Consider the following 13,292-nt stretch of genomic DNA (forward strand, 5'->3'; position numbering starts at 1 on the left):
GTTTTGCTTGTTTTCTTTTTGCAACACTAAGATAAGTGAAAATTCTGACATGGCAAAATCCTGGGCAACTTTTTGTTGCTCAGGAACTTATAAATAAAGTTAAATTATAGTGTTGCGGAATTAAGGATAATAAGAAGGAGCATAAATTCTCTTCTTTGTTTGAACAATCTGCTCTGCTAATTTATACAAGGTGACCATGTAACAAATCTCAAGGTTTGCTCCACGGTTATCACTATGATGAGCGAATCCATGTTCTCTAACATCACCATGCCGAGCCATTAGCCTTTCATGACAATGAGGACAACTGCAACCACACTGGAGGCCTCTTGGCACCTCGTCAACATGCACAATTTTTCCATCTGCATTTTCTGCCCATGAGAAGATAAGTTTTTTTTCCATCTTATACATTATTAGGTGTTATCAATTTCACGATACAACAATTCTGAAACTGTTGTCATTGAATGGTGATATTTCTCAATTAGTTCTTTTCTTATAGTGGACTCTCAAACTTGTTATTGTCAGTTTACAGTCCTCTCTCAGCCCAATCGCCACGGTCCAGGTTGCGGTATCCGATGGCTTCGCTGATGTGCTGTACCTCTACACGTTCGGAGCCATCGAGGTCGGCGATGGTGCGGGCCACTTTGAGGATGCGGTTGTAGGCGCGGGCGGAGAGGGAGAGACGCTCCATGGCGGTGCGCAGGAGTGCGATGGAGGCCTCGTCGGGCTCGGCAAACTGGTGTATCATGCGCTCGGTCATCTGGGCATTGCAGTGGATGCCCTTGAAGTCCTTGTAGCGGGCGGTCTGGATGTCGCGGGCCTTGATGACGCGTTCGCGGATGACGGCGCTGGGTTCGCCTGGCTCCACCTTGGAGATGTCCTTGAAGGGTACGGGCGTAATCTCGCACTGGATGTCGATGCGGTCGAGCAGCGGACCGCTGATGCGGCCGAGATACTTGGTTATCTGCCCTGGGCTGCAGACACAGTGGTGGGTGGGGTCGCCGTAATATCCGCAGGGACAGGGGTTCATCGAGGCGATAAACTGGAAATTGCAGGGATATTCGATGCTGTATTTGGCACGGCTGATGGTGATGCGGTTGTCCTCGAGCGGCTGGCGCAGCACCTCGAGGGTATGCTTGTTGAACTCGGGCAACTCGTCGGCAAAGAGCACACCATTGTGGGCCAGGCTTATCTCGCCGGGCATGGGGTTGGAGCCGCCGCCCACGAGTGCCACCTCGGAGATGGTGTGGTGCGGACTGCGGAAGGGGCGCTGGGTGATGAGCGACGTGTTGCCGCCCAGCTTGCCGGCGATGGAGTGTATCTGGGTGGTCTCCAGACTCTCTGCCAGCGTGAGTGGCGGCATGATGGTAGGGAAACGCTTGGCCATCATAGACTTGCCCGAGCCGGGAGGCCCGATGAGTATCACGTTGTGAGAGCCTGCCGCTGCCACTTCGAGAGCGCGCTTCACGTTCTCCTGTCCGCGCACATCGGCAAAGTCGATGTCAAACTGGTACTGGCTTTCATAGAATTTCTTGCGTGTGTCGATGACGGTGGGTTCAAAGTCTTTCAGCCCGGTGACGAGCTGGATGACGTCCATGATGGTGTCCATGCCATAGACCTCGAGGTTGTTGACCACGGCGGCCTCCATCACGTTCTGCCGTGGCACGATGAGGCCTTTGAACTTCTCGGCACGGGCGCGGATGGCTATGGGCAGGGCGCCCTTGATGGGTTGCAGATGGCCGTCGAGACTCAGCTCGCCTACCATCATATACTGGTCCAGGCAGTGGCTTTCTATGCCTCCGCTGGCAGCCAGTATGCCGATAGCCAGAGGCAGGTCGAAGCTGCTGCCCTCCTTGCGCAGGTCGGCGGGAGCGAGGTTGATGGTGAGGTCGGCTATCGGAAACTTGTAGCCGTTGTTCTGCAGTGCGGCGGCGATACGGTCTTTGCCCTCCTTCACCGCCGAGTCGCCCAGTCCGGTGAGATGATACATCACACCTCGCGTTACGTTGACTTCTACGGTGATAGTGGTGACTTCCATGCCGTTGACGGCAGCACAATAGGTTTTGACCAGCATAATAGTGTTATTGATTTAAGCGGTAGATGACAGTGTGGATGTTATAAAAAAACGGCGCATCAGAGCATTCGCTCGATGCGCTGTTTGAGTTCGTCGTTGGTCAGTCCCTTTGCTATCACCACGCCATTGTTGACCAGTATGTTGTCGGGGATATCAAAGAGAGAGAGCGAGTGTAGGGTAGGGCTTTCGAGCATCTTGCCGTCGCATATCACGGGCCAGGGTATCGAGTCGCGCTTGGCGATGGCCCTGCATTGGTTGCGGTTGGGGTCGACGCAGAATCCTATAATCTTCAGTCTGCCCTTGCTGCTCTTGGCGAGCGTGCGCATGTCTTGCAGCATGCGTTGGGCATCGTAGCTCCAGGTGGCATAGGCCATAATTACGGCCAGCCCCTTGCCGAGGGTAGCGTTGTCTATCTTCTTGTTGTCGACATCGACTGTAGAGAAGCGTGGCAGGCGTTTGCCCACCGTCACGCGCGACAGCTGCTTGAGCTGCTGCTCATAGTGTGCCAGCAGAGCGTTCTTGGGCTGAGCCTTGCGCATGGTGCGACACAGCTGCAGCGCCTTGGCATAGTCGGGCGTGGCGCCGGAGATGAAGTAGCGGCGCAGCAGATAGTTGCTTACCACCGATTCGGGGTGGTCGCCTATGAACTGCTCAGCGCGTTCCAACACCTGTGGCGGGTTGGCGGTGGCTATCTGCTCTCTGAAGTCGTTCATCAGCTCGTTGGTCTTGGTGCCTTTGACCTTCATCTCCTTCAGATGCGAGGCGTCGCCTTCTATCTTGACGCTCTTGCCGGGCTCGGCAAAGATGGGCTGTTCGGAGAAGTTGGGGAAAACCATTACCAGCGTGGTGGGAGCAGTGCACATCACTTCGTAGCTCATGCGTCCGCCTTGCAGACGGATGGTGTCGATGCCGTTGATGCCGCCCTCGGGGCTATAAACGTAAAACTCACCTTGGTCCATGTTGAGTAGTCGGCCTTCGATTTTGAATCGGTCTCCAGCCGAGCCACACCCTGCAAGGACTAAGGTGAGCAGTATAAAGAGTGTTGTTCTGTTTATCATTTCATATTGGCAAACTCCAGGTCATTCTCGGCATAAGCCTTCAGACTTGGGTCCTTCTGCAGAGCCTCCTTCAGGTAGGAGTTGGCAGCATACTTGTTGCCCTGACGAGCGCTGACGATGGCGTGCAGATAAGAGGTAAGACCGTTGGGGTTCTTGATATTGTTCAGAGTAGCCTTGGCAGCAGCATAGTTCTTGTTGAGCAGCTGAGCCAGAGCGGCGCTGTTGTTGTAAGAGTCCTTGAAGTACTCCTCTGCCTGAGCGTAGTTGCCCTTGGCGATGCTCAGATTGCCCAGAGCCTCGTTGAGCGCGTTGGCATCGGCAGCCTTGGCGATGAGGTTCTCAGCCTCTGCCACGTTGCCGTTCTTGAGGGCAATCAGACCCAGTGTGGCGTTAGCCTCGGCAGCGTTGTTGCTCTTGGTGATAGCCTGTGCCAGCAGTTCCTTGGCCTTGGCCTCGTCGCCTCTGTTGAATGCCATGACAGCCTGGTTGTTCAGCGGACGATAGTCGTTGGTGTAGAGCTGAGCGGTCTTGGCATAGATTTCTTCCTTCTTGGCAGCATCTTCCTCGAGAGTAGCGTAGTAGAGCAGCTCGTCGGCAGACAGCTTGGCAGCGTCCTCGTTGTACTGAGCCTTAATCTGCTCGTCGTTGCGGCCGATGGTCTCGTAGTGGATGATGAGGCGTGAACGACGCAGCTCGGGCAGGATGGCGTCAGCCAGCTCGCGGAAGCCCTCGCTCATGTTGCGAATCTGCTGCTCGCGCTCCTGGGGGTCCTTATACATAGACAGCACGCGCAGGATAACATCCTTGTCCTGGATGTTGCTGGCCTGTACCAGCTGCTGGAAGCCTTCCCAGTCCTGGGCTGTGTAGTGAGCGTCGAGGTTGCCCTCAACACCGGCAGACTTCATCTCCTTGCGTACGTACTTCTCTGACACGTTCTGGCGCTTGTTGGCCAGCTTGTCGTTGAACTTGAAACCACCCTCGGGAGAAGCGTAAGCCTGGATTTCCACGTTCTGAAGGTTCAGGCCTTCACGGTCCTTGTTGATTTCCTTGAGCAGCTTGACAAACTCGCCTACAGAGTTGTTCTTGAGCTCGCTCTTGCGCAGATTGGCCTGGTTGATGAGGAACTTGATGTTGGCTTCCTGCTTCTTGGCCTTAACGCGCTGGAAAGAGTCGAGAGCCAGACAGCCACCGCCATTGGTGAGGGCCTGACGATAGAGCTCTGAAGTGGCGATGATGCCATAGTTGACCTTAACGGCGGGAACATTGTATACCTTCTTGCCACGACGGGCGTCGAATGTCAGATACATATCGCTCTTCTGCATCTCAGGGTTGTATGCAAAAGCAGTCTTCATGGTGTAGTGACCACCCATGCGGTAAGAGATAACCTGGTCGTTGCCCATTACCTTTTCGCCCTGGAATGTGGCGGCTTCGCCCTTGACCACCTTGCCGTCGCCAAAGCGCAGCTCGGGGGTGACTGTTACCACGGCCTTCTTCTTCATATACTTCTCGGGGAATGCGCCGTTGACAGTGGCTGATACCACGCCGGCCTGAGTCTCGAGAGGTTTGGGAGTAACTGTGAAATTGTCTGCAGACAGGGGTCCCATCTTAGAGCAAGATGTCATCATGAGGAATGAGCCTGCGGTTAACGAAAATAAAAGAGTTTTACGCATAATGTTTTAGAAATAAATAATTATAGAGGTGCCGCGAGCGGGACTCGAACCCGCACAGCCATTACTGGCCAAGGGATTTTAAGTCCCTCGTGTCTACCAATTCCACCATTGCGGCTACATGTATATCCGTAAAAGAGCGGCAAACGAGACTCGAACTCGCGACCCCGACCTTGGCAAGGTCGTGCTCTACCAACTGAGCTATTGCCGCATTTAGAAACGGTGCAAAGATAAGCCAAATAATTGATATATGCAAAGGTTTCATCCAAATTTTAGAGTTCTTATGGTATATATTAAGGTTTATTTATAATATATGTGGAACTCCTGTGTGGCGCTGTGGCGGGCGGGGGGGGAAAGCCAGCCGCGCTGAGCATCGAGGCTTGGCAGAAAGGGCGACGCGACGGCAGCGGCAATGGCGGGGGGGGGGGCGCTGGGGGTCGCCGTCGGCTCGTGACGGGAGATACGAGTCCTCGTGCCATACGATACGTGAGCACGTGACATAAGATACGCGGGCTCGTGACTTATGATACGAGCTGGCCAAGGCCGTGGGCAGCGCAGCGACTGTGGTGGCGGCGGGGCGCTATGGGCTTGCCCCAGTAGTGGGGAGAGTGGTGCTGACAGTGGGGAAAGTGGTGCTGACAGCGGGGAGAGTGGTGCTGGCAGCGGGAAGAGTGATGCCCGAGGCGGAGGTCACGACAGCCAGTGGCGCAGCGTGGCCCAGGGGTGGCGCAGCAGCATGCGCGGGCCCGAATAGCGCATCACTTGTCGCATGAGGCTGCGCATATCGGGGCGGTAGCAGTGGATGGGGCAGCGGCGGCACGAGCCTTTGCCATTGCCAGACGGACAATGGTCGAGGCGCTGGTGGGCATAGTCTATCAGCGCACGGCAGCGGGGGCAGAGCTGCTTGTGGCCTTCATAATGCAGACAGTAGAGCCTTACCATGAGCTCTACTGTCTGTTTCTCTTGGGTTATCTTGTCCAATGGAGTCTACTTGAGATATTCGCTGAAGTCGGTAAGTCTCATGTCGCCCTTCTTCCTCAGCGTGTCGTGCATGGCGAAGGCGGCGGTCATCGACTGGGGTTCGTGGCCCTTGTCGGCTATGCGCAGATACTCGCGCAGCAGCGGGCGGTAGTCGGGGTGGGCGCAGTGGTTGATGATTTCCTCGGCGCGGCGGCGGGGTCCCTTGCCGCGCAGGTCGGCCACGCCCTGTTCGGTCACGATGACGTCTACGTCGTGTTCGGTCGAGTCTACGTGGGTGCACATGGGCACGATGGCACTTATCCTGCCTCCCTTGGCTATCGATGGTGTGGTGAATACGCTTATGTATCCGTTGCGCTCGTAGTCGCAGCTTCCGCCTATGCCGTTCATGAGTTTGGAGCCGCAGATGTGGCTGGAATTCTCGTTGCCGTAGAGGTCGCACTCGATGGCGGTGTTGAGGGCTATCACGCCCAGTCGCCTGATGACTTCGGGGCTGTTGGCCACCTCGCTCTGGCGTATGGTGAGGTGCTTGGAGAAGTAGTCCATATTGTTGTAGACCGTGTGCAGACACTCGTTGGTGACGGTCATGGCTGTGGCCGAGGCGTCGATGATTTTGCCTTCGAGCATCCACTTGATGGCGGCGTCCTGTACCACCTCCGAGTAGACATTGAAGCGTGGTATGTGCTCGTTGGCGCCGAGGGCTGCCAGCACGGCGTTGCCGGTGGCTCCCACGCCGCTCTGTATGGGCAGGAACTGTGGCGGTATGCGGCCGTGCTTCATGTCGTCGACCAGAAATTCGGCCACATAGTGACCCATCTTTGAGGTAAACTCGTCGACGTCCTTGAAGGCGCGTGCCTCTTCGGGTATGCAGCTGTCTATGACACCCACTATCTTGTCGATGTCGATGGCCACATAGTCGTGGCCTACGCGGTCGTAGGGTGCGAGCACGGGGATGGGCTTCCGCCCGAATCCGCAGTCGGCTGGCTCGTAGGTGTCGTGGAGGAAACGTGAGTTGGGGTTGTGGAAGGTATTGTGCTCGAGTATCACGCGCTTGGCTAATCTCGCGGCGGTGGTCACGATGCCGCCTGCCGAGGTGAGGTAGGCGCGGCAGGTGTTGCCCACGATTTCATAGTGAGACACTTCGATGACTGCCCAGTCCATCCCGCCGTAGAAGCCGTGGCGCATGCGCTCTGCCATGTGGCCCAGGTGCATGTCTTCGTAGTCAATCTCCTCGAGGTTGACGTGGTTGCGGAAGTCGGCATTGGTAGAGAAGGGTGCCCTGAACTTGATGGCATGGGCGTTGGCCATGTCGCCCTCCACGCTCTGGCACGACGAGGCTCCGGTGAAGATGCCTATGGCAAAGGGGTTGCCGGCCTCGTGCTCACGGATGGCGCGCTGCGACAGTTCGCGGAAGATGGCCTTGGGGTTGCCATTGGGGGTAAATCCGGACAGGGCGAGATTGTCGCCGTCCTTAATCATCGCCGCCGCTTCGGCAGCAGTTATGTGAGAAAGTGTCATCATAATAAGTGCATTAACTCCGCAAAGGTACGCTTTTGTGGGTGGATAATCAAACATTTCTCCCACTTTCTTTGACACTTTGGGCAAAATAGATGGCTTTCGCCCAGAGGTGCCGTCAGTAGACGCGGAGCACGCCGTGGGGCTGGGGAGGGTCGGCGCGGTATTCGGTGAGGTGGTTGCCGGTGTTGTTGGCCACAAAGCCTCCCTGGTTGAGGCGGTACTGGCGGTGGCAGTGGGCGCAGGTGGCTGTGCCCTTGCTGTCTATGCTGAGCGGGTAGGAACGCATGGGCAGCGCGTTGAGGTCAAAGCAGTTGGGACATTCACCGTCGTAGGCGTAGAAGACGGGTGGGTATTCCATATTGCTGTATCCCACGATGAGGCGGCCGTTCATGCCGATGTGCTCCTGCATCTTCATCCTGTCGTCGATGGCGTTGAAGATGCTGGTACTGGTGAGTCCCTGGCTGTTCTTGAACGTGTAGTGCTTGGCGCCGCCCTTGAGGGTGAAGCCGATGATGCAGAACGTGCCGGCGTTGTTGGCGTCCATCGCCGAGGCGAGCACGGCGTTGAGGTGCTTGCTGTTGTCGATGGTCAGATTGCAGTGGTAGCTGCTAAAACGGTTGCCCTCGTCGCCACAGGCCACAAGGGCAACCGTCATCACGATTGCTATTATATAATAATGTATATGCTTCATTCTTCCAAGAGTAATCGTTCGGCTTCGGCGATACGCTCGAAGTGGAAGCCGCTGAGCGTATCTTCCATGAGTTGGGTTATCCGGTCATTGCAGAGATTGCCCATCGAGCCCTCGTGAGTGTGGTGTATGTTGCGGTCGGCGCTGAAAGTGCCCGCCTCGATCTCCAGTCCTACCTTCTTGTAGGCGTCGCGGAAGGGCATGCCTTGGGCTGCCAGCCGGTTGACCTCCTCGACCGAGAACATGGGGTCGTAGATGGCGTTGTCGAGTATATGCTCGTTGACCTCCATGCGGTTGATGATATAGGCGGCCATCTGCAGACAGTCTTTGAGTTCGTCGAATGCGGGGATAAACACCTCCTTGATAATCTGCAGATCGCGGAAGTAGCCCACAGGCAGATTGTTCATAATCATCATTATCTGCTGTGGCAGGCTCTGCAGCTTGTTGCACTTGGCACGGATTAGCTCAAACACATCCGGATTCTTCTTGTGCGGCATGATGCTCGAGCCTGTGGTACACTCCTTGGGGAGTTTCACGAAGTTGAAGTTCTGGCAGTTGAACATACATGCGTCGAACGCCATCTTGGCCACCGTACCCGCCACTGTGGCGAGGGCGAAGGCCACGTTGCGCTCCATCTTGCCTCGGCCCATCTGGGCATAGACCACGTTGTAGTCCATCGAGTCAAAACCCAGCAGCCGCGTGGTCATCGAGCGGTCCAGGGGGAATGAAGAGCCATAGCCCGCTGCCGAACCCAATGGGTTGCGGTTGGTCATGCGATAGGCGGCTTGCAGATACAGCATGTCGTCGGCCAGCGACTCGGCGTAGGCTCCAAACCACAGACCGAAGCTCGACGGCATGGCTATCTGCAGATGGGTATAGCCCGGCATCAGCACGTGGCGATACTGGTTGCTCTTCTGTATCAGCTCGTCGAAGAGGCTGTGGGTAAGCTCCACCACGTCCATCAGCTGCTGGCGGGTGAAGAGCTTGAGGTCTACCAGCACCTGGTCGTTGCGCGAGCGGCCCGAGTGTATCTTCTTGCCCATGTCGCCGAGCTTGCGGGTGAGCATCAGCTCCACCTGCGAGTGTACGTCTTCCACGCCGTCTTCGATGACAAACCGGCCCTCGTCGGCCACGTGGTAGATGTGCTTGAGTTCGGCGGTAAGCGCCACGAGCTCGTCGTGGGCGAGCAGACCTATCGACTCCAACATGGCGATGTGGGCCATCGAGCCCAGCACGTCGTACTTGGCGAGATAGAGGTCGAGCTCGCGGTCGCGGCCCACGGTGAAGCGCTCTATCTCCTTGTTTACTTCAAAATCCTTTTCCCAGAGTTTGTTCATTGCGGTCACTTATTCATATCTGATTGCCTGCAGCGCGTCGGCTATCTTCTCGATGCCTTCCTGCAGCGGCTTCTGTACCATTCCCTTGATAAAGGGGTTGAGCTCGGCCTTGATGGTGAGCTTCATCTTGCACGTGGTGTCTGTCACGGGCAGCAGCTGTATCCAGAAGGTGAAGGGCACAGGGCTCTGCTCGGTCTCAAACTTGATGGTCTTGGGCTCCTCGCGCTCGATGATGTGCAGTCTTATCTCGCCCACCATAGGCGCCTTGACGGCTATGTGGTCGGCGTCGAAGGAGAAGTCTTCGAGCTTGTCCTGGGGGATGCGGTCGCGTATGCGCTCGAGATTGGACAGGTCGCTCAGGGCGTCGTATACCTTCTGCTGGGCATAAGGTATCTCGCGTATGCTGCTTTCAAATTTGCTGCTCATAGGTCTTGACGTGATTATGGGCGGCTATACCTGATAGTGGGCGGGGTCTTTGCGCCAGCGGTGCAGCAGCTCTACGTCGCTGTCCTGGATGTATCCTGTCTCGAGGGCACGCTCCACCACGTGCTCGTAGTCGGTGAGGGTGACGAGCTTGACACCGGCCTGGGCGAAGGCTTCCTCGGCTACGGCGAAGCCATAGGTGTATGAGGCTACCATGCCTACTACCTCAAATCCGGCCTGTCGCAGTGCTTCCACTGCCTTGAGCGAGCTGCCTCCGGTAGAGATGAGGTCTTCTACGACCACCACCTTGGCACCTACGGGCAGTTCGCCCTCAATGAGGTTGCCCATGCCGTGGTCCTTGGCCTTGGAGCGCACGTAGCAGAAAGGCATGTTGAGCTCGTCGGCTACCATGGCGCCCTGGGCGATGGCTCCTGTGGCCACGCCAGCCACTGCTGTGGCTTGGGGGAAATGGGCGAGGATGGCGTGGGCCAGCTCGAGTTTTACATAGCTGCGCACGTCGGTAAACGACAGTGTCTTGCGGTTGTCACAGTAGAAGGGTGATTTCCATCCCGATGCCCATGTGAACGGGTTCTGTGGCTGCAACTTGATGGCTTTAATCTCCAAGAGTTTGGAAGCGAAGTCTTTCTTTATAGTGTCCATGATTGTGTATGTGATTGATGTTATTGTATTACTTACGGCCGAAATCGGCAGGAATGTCGCCCCACTTGCGGGTCTCCCACTGCATGATGGGCACGGTGACGGTGTGGGTGCGGAGCCAGTTCTCGGCACGCTGGATGATGCGGTAGAGCCCCTCGGTCTGCGCGTTGCGCTCGAGCTTGGTCTTGCACTGCTTCTTGCGCACCCAGAGTATGGCGTTGTAGGAGTCGCTGTAGATTACCCTGTCGCGGATGCCCCGCTGCTCCATCAGCGCCAGGGCGTGTACGATGGCGAGAAACTCTCCGATGTTGTTGGTGCCGTGCATGGGGCCGAAGTGGAACACCTGGGCGCCTGTGGCGAGGTCGATGGCCTGGTACTCCATGGGTCCGGGGTTGCCCGAGCAGGCGGCGTCTACCGCCCACGCGTTGGCCACCACTTCGGCAGGAAGTGGCAGCACCGTGTCGTGGCGCCAGTCGGGTGGGTTGGTTACTGCGGTCATAGCTGGCGGTGATATCTGTTTACATGCGCTCGGGCACCTCGATGCCCAGCAGCGCCATACCGTTCTTGAGTATCTTGGCCACGTTGGCAGCGAGCACCAGACGGGCGCTCTTCTGCTCGGCGGTATCGGCATTGAGGATGCTGTAGTCGTGGTAGAACTGGTTGAACTCCTTGGTCAGCTCATAACAGTAGTTGGCTATACCTGCGGGGTTGTAGTTGTTGCCGGCGTCGGCGACAGCCACTCCGAAGTCGTTCATCTTCTGCACCAGCTCTATCTCCTTGGCGTTGAGCTCGGTGTCGGCGTCGAGGGCTGCGGGCAGCGCGATGCCCTCGGCCTGGGCGCGGCGCATGATGCTGCGTATACGGGCATAGGTGTACTGGATGAAGGGGCCGGTATTGCCGTTGAAGTCAATACTCTCTTCGGGGTTGAAGAGCATATTCTTGCGGGCGTCGACTTTGAGGATGAAGTACTTGAGCGCACCCATGCCCACGATGCGGGCTATCTCCTGGCGCTCCTCTTCGGTCATGTCCTTAAACTTGCCCAGCTCGTCGCTGGTCTGGCGTGCGTCCTTAATCATCTCGGCCACCAGGTCGTCGGCATCGACCACCGTTCCCTCGCGGCTCTTCATCTTGCCGTTGGGCAGCTCTACCATGCCGTAAGAGAAGTGTACGAGGTCCTTGCCCCACTTGAAGCCCAGGCGGTCGAGCAGCAGCGAGAGCACCTGGAAGTGATAGTTCTGCTCGTTGCCCACCACGTAGATCATCTTGTCGATGGGGAAGTCATTGAAGCGCATTTCGGCTGTACCGATGTCCTGGGTCATGTAGACGCTGGTGCCGTCGGAGCGGAGCAGCAGCTTCTGGTCCAGGCCGTCCTGGGTGAGGTCGGCCCACACGCTGCCGTCGTCCTTGCGGAAGAAGAGGCCCTTGGCCAGACCTTCCTCCACCTTCTTCTTGCCCACGAGATAAGTGTTGGACTCGTAGTATATCTTGTCAAAGCCCACGCCCAGTGCCTTGTAGGTCTCGTCGAAACCGGCATAGACCCAGTCGTTCATCTTCTGCCACAGGCTGCGCACCTCGGCGTCGCCCTGTTCCCACTTCACGAGCATCTCGTGGGCTTCCTTGATGAGGGGAGCCTCGGCCTTGGCCTTCTCGGTGGCTGCCTCGTCGTCCATGCCCTCTGCCAGATACTGTGCCTTGAGCTGGGCCACCTCCTCACGGTAGTGCTTGTCGAAGGCCACGTAGTAGTCGCCTATCAGATGGTCGCCCTTCTTGCCGCTGGTCTCCGGCGTCTCGCCGTTGCCCCACTTGAGCCATGCCAGCATGCTCTTGCAGATGTGTATACCGCGGTCGTTTACGATATTGGTCTTCACCACGCGGTTGCCGTTGGCTTCCATAATCTGTGCCAGTGACCATCCCAGCAGGTTATTGCGCACATGGCCCAGGTGGAGAGGCTTGTTGGTATTGGGCGAAGAGTACTCTATCATCACCAGAGGCGACTTCTCGGTCACGGACTTTTCGCCGAAGCGCTCGTCGCCATTGATATCATTGAGCAGAGCCACCCAAGCCTTGGGGGCTACCACCAGGTTGAGGAAACCCTTTACCACGTTGAAACGCGCCACGTCGTCACAGTGGTCAACCAGATATTCGCCTATCTCCTGCGCAGTGTCTTCGGGCTTCTTCTTCGACAGCTTCAGAAAGGGAAAGACCACCAGTGTGAGGTGCCCCTCAAAGTTGGCCTTGGTTTTCTGCAACTGTATCATCGTCTCGGGTACGTCCTGTCCGTAAAGGGCATTGATGGCAGCCTTTACCGACTCGTTTATGCGGTTCTCTATCTTCATGATGTGGATAAATATAGTAATTACATTATTAATAATGGTGCAAAAGTACAAATAAATATCGACACTTGGCGCATAAGAGTCTATAAATCACACATTTTTTTGGCTTTCCGAGGCGGCGGGAGCGTCCGTTGCGCCCACCCCGACCTTGCATCGGCTACGGCTGAAGGCACCAGCCGCCGCCACCGAGCCCCCTTCAGAGCCCCGCCCGCTGCAGACGGCGCCCATGGCCGTCATCCTCGTTTCCAGGCGGTTGCCTCTCATCCTGTCCTCTGCTGCCGATATCCTGTCAGTCATCACCTATAGACTGGTTGCAAACTGTGAAATGTAAAAATCGGGCTCTGAAATCATGCTATACAGCCACGCATCCACTATTTCCCACCACGCAATGACTGCCATGGTCGTCTCTCTGCATTTGGTGCCGGATACGCTGCCCATAGCCATAGTCGCCCTCTCCGCCAGCCTACCCTCCGCCAGCCCGTCTGTTCGTGCCGGCACAAAATATGTGGTGACGGTGTGCGTTTTTTCGGTCATCATTCTGCCCGAATTGATTTTTTGTTGT

At 56.6% G+C, this 13,292-nt stretch carries 13 protein-coding genes and 2 tRNA genes; all 15 read right to left on the reverse strand.

Features of this window, described 5'->3' with window-relative positions:
- Nucleotides 1-120 precede the first annotated feature (120 nt).
- Complete coding sequence (locus CIK92_RS09995) at nt 121-399, reverse strand: hypothetical protein (protein WP_254046056.1); 279 nt, start codon at nt 397-399, stop codon at nt 121-123.
- Between the two features lie 124 nt (nt 400-523).
- Nucleotides 524-2,071 (reverse strand): YifB family Mg chelatase-like AAA ATPase, encoded by a 1,548-nt coding sequence (locus tag CIK92_RS10000; protein ID WP_094386816.1) that lies wholly within the window; start codon nt 2,069-2,071, stop codon nt 524-526.
- A gap of 59 nt (nt 2,072-2,130) precedes the next feature.
- Nucleotides 2,131-3,129: a DUF4369 domain-containing protein gene (locus CIK92_RS10005; protein WP_254046057.1), complete on the reverse strand. Its 999-nt coding sequence runs from the start codon at nt 3,127-3,129 to the stop codon at nt 2,131-2,133.
- A complete protein-coding gene (locus CIK92_RS10010; protein ID WP_094388980.1) occupies nt 3,126-4,799 on the reverse strand; it encodes a lipopolysaccharide assembly protein LapB in 1,674 nt (557 codons plus the stop codon). Before CIK92_RS10010 ends, CIK92_RS10005 begins: the two co-directional genes overlap by 4 nt.
- Before the next feature lie 29 nt (nt 4,800-4,828).
- Nucleotides 4,829-4,914: transfer RNA gene (locus tag CIK92_RS10015), tRNA-Leu, on the reverse strand.
- Nucleotides 4,915-4,934: 20 nt separating this feature from the next.
- Nucleotides 4,935-5,007, reverse strand: a tRNA-Gly gene (locus CIK92_RS10020).
- Nucleotides 5,008-5,486: 479 nt separating this feature from the next.
- The gene (locus tag CIK92_RS10025) at nt 5,487-5,777 is read right to left on the reverse strand and encodes a nitrous oxide-stimulated promoter family protein (RefSeq protein WP_094388981.1); all 291 of its coding nucleotides are present in this window, start codon (nt 5,775-5,777) and stop codon (nt 5,487-5,489) included.
- 6 nt (nt 5,778-5,783) lie between these two features.
- Nucleotides 5,784-7,292: an acetyl-CoA hydrolase/transferase C-terminal domain-containing protein gene (locus tag CIK92_RS10030; RefSeq protein ID WP_094389035.1), complete on the reverse strand. Its 1,509-nt coding sequence runs from the start codon at nt 7,290-7,292 to the stop codon at nt 5,784-5,786.
- 115 nt (nt 7,293-7,407) lie between these two features.
- Nucleotides 7,408-7,983 carry a hypothetical protein gene (locus tag CIK92_RS10035; RefSeq protein WP_094388982.1) on the reverse strand — a complete coding sequence of 192 codons (576 nt, stop codon included), beginning with the start codon at nt 7,981-7,983 and terminating at the stop codon, nt 7,408-7,410.
- Nucleotides 7,980-9,317, reverse strand: coding sequence for an argininosuccinate lyase (argH, locus tag CIK92_RS10040; RefSeq protein WP_094388983.1), 1,338 nt, complete (start codon nt 9,315-9,317; stop codon nt 7,980-7,982). The genes CIK92_RS10035 and argH overlap by 4 nt, the downstream gene beginning before the upstream one ends.
- A 9-nt stretch (nt 9,318-9,326) precedes the next feature.
- Nucleotides 9,327-9,743, reverse strand: coding sequence for an SRPBCC family protein (locus CIK92_RS10045; RefSeq protein WP_094386810.1), 417 nt, complete (start codon nt 9,741-9,743; stop codon nt 9,327-9,329).
- Between the two features lie 24 nt (nt 9,744-9,767).
- On the reverse strand, nt 9,768-10,400 hold the full coding sequence (gene pyrE / locus CIK92_RS10050; protein WP_022309888.1) for an orotate phosphoribosyltransferase: 633 nt from the start codon (nt 10,398-10,400) through the stop codon (nt 9,768-9,770).
- Nucleotides 10,401-10,428: 28 nt separating this feature from the next.
- The gene (locus CIK92_RS10055; RefSeq protein WP_094388984.1) at nt 10,429-10,896 is read right to left on the reverse strand and encodes an RNase H family protein; all 468 of its coding nucleotides are present in this window, start codon (nt 10,894-10,896) and stop codon (nt 10,429-10,431) included.
- 19 nt (nt 10,897-10,915) lie between these two features.
- On the reverse strand, nt 10,916-12,733 hold the full coding sequence (gene argS, locus CIK92_RS10060) for an arginine--tRNA ligase (RefSeq protein WP_094388985.1): 1,818 nt from the start codon (nt 12,731-12,733) through the stop codon (nt 10,916-10,918).
- A 297-nt stretch (nt 12,734-13,030) separates the two neighbouring features.
- Nucleotides 13,031-13,267, reverse strand: a complete 237-nt coding sequence (locus tag CIK92_RS10070) for a hypothetical protein (protein WP_094388987.1) — start codon at nt 13,265-13,267, stop codon at nt 13,031-13,033.
- Nucleotides 13,268-13,292: the final 25 nt, after the last annotated feature.

Origin of the sequence: Prevotella sp. P4-67 (assembly GCF_002251325.1) — a bacterium.
In the GTDB taxonomy this organism is placed as follows: Bacteria; Bacteroidota; Bacteroidia; order Bacteroidales; family Bacteroidaceae; genus Prevotella.

Excerpts from the sequence above, each read along its gene's own strand:
- CIK92_RS09995 (WP_254046056.1), bottom strand. The coding sequence starts at position 399 with ATGGAAAAAAAACTTATCTTCTCATGGGCAGAAAATGCAGATGGAAAA.
- CIK92_RS10000 (WP_094386816.1), bottom strand. The coding sequence starts at position 2,071 with ATGCTGGTCAAAACCTATTGTGCTGCCGTCAACGGCATGGAAGTCACC.
- CIK92_RS10005 (WP_254046057.1), bottom strand. The coding sequence starts at position 3,129 with ATGATAAACAGAACAACACTCTTTATACTGCTCACCTTAGTCCTTGCA.
- CIK92_RS10010 (WP_094388980.1), bottom strand. The coding sequence starts at position 4,799 with ATGCGTAAAACTCTTTTATTTTCGTTAACCGCAGGCTCATTCCTCATG.
- CIK92_RS10030 (WP_094389035.1), bottom strand. The coding sequence starts at position 7,292 with ATGACACTTTCTCACATAACTGCTGCCGAAGCGGCGGCGATGATTAAG.
- CIK92_RS10035 (WP_094388982.1), bottom strand. The coding sequence starts at position 7,983 with ATGAAGCATATACATTATTATATAATAGCAATCGTGATGACGGTTGCC.
- argH (WP_094388983.1), bottom strand. The coding sequence starts at position 9,317 with ATGAACAAACTCTGGGAAAAGGATTTTGAAGTAAACAAGGAGATAGAG.
- CIK92_RS10045 (WP_094386810.1), bottom strand. The coding sequence starts at position 9,743 with ATGAGCAGCAAATTTGAAAGCAGCATACGCGAGATACCTTATGCCCAG.
- pyrE (WP_022309888.1), bottom strand. The coding sequence starts at position 10,400 with ATGGACACTATAAAGAAAGACTTCGCTTCCAAACTCTTGGAGATTAAA.
- CIK92_RS10055 (WP_094388984.1), bottom strand. The coding sequence starts at position 10,896 with ATGACCGCAGTAACCAACCCACCCGACTGGCGCCACGACACGGTGCTG.
- argS (WP_094388985.1), bottom strand. The coding sequence starts at position 12,733 with ATGAAGATAGAGAACCGCATAAACGAGTCGGTAAAGGCTGCCATCAAT.
- CIK92_RS10070 (WP_094388987.1), bottom strand. The coding sequence starts at position 13,267 with ATGATGACCGAAAAAACGCACACCGTCACCACATATTTTGTGCCGGCA.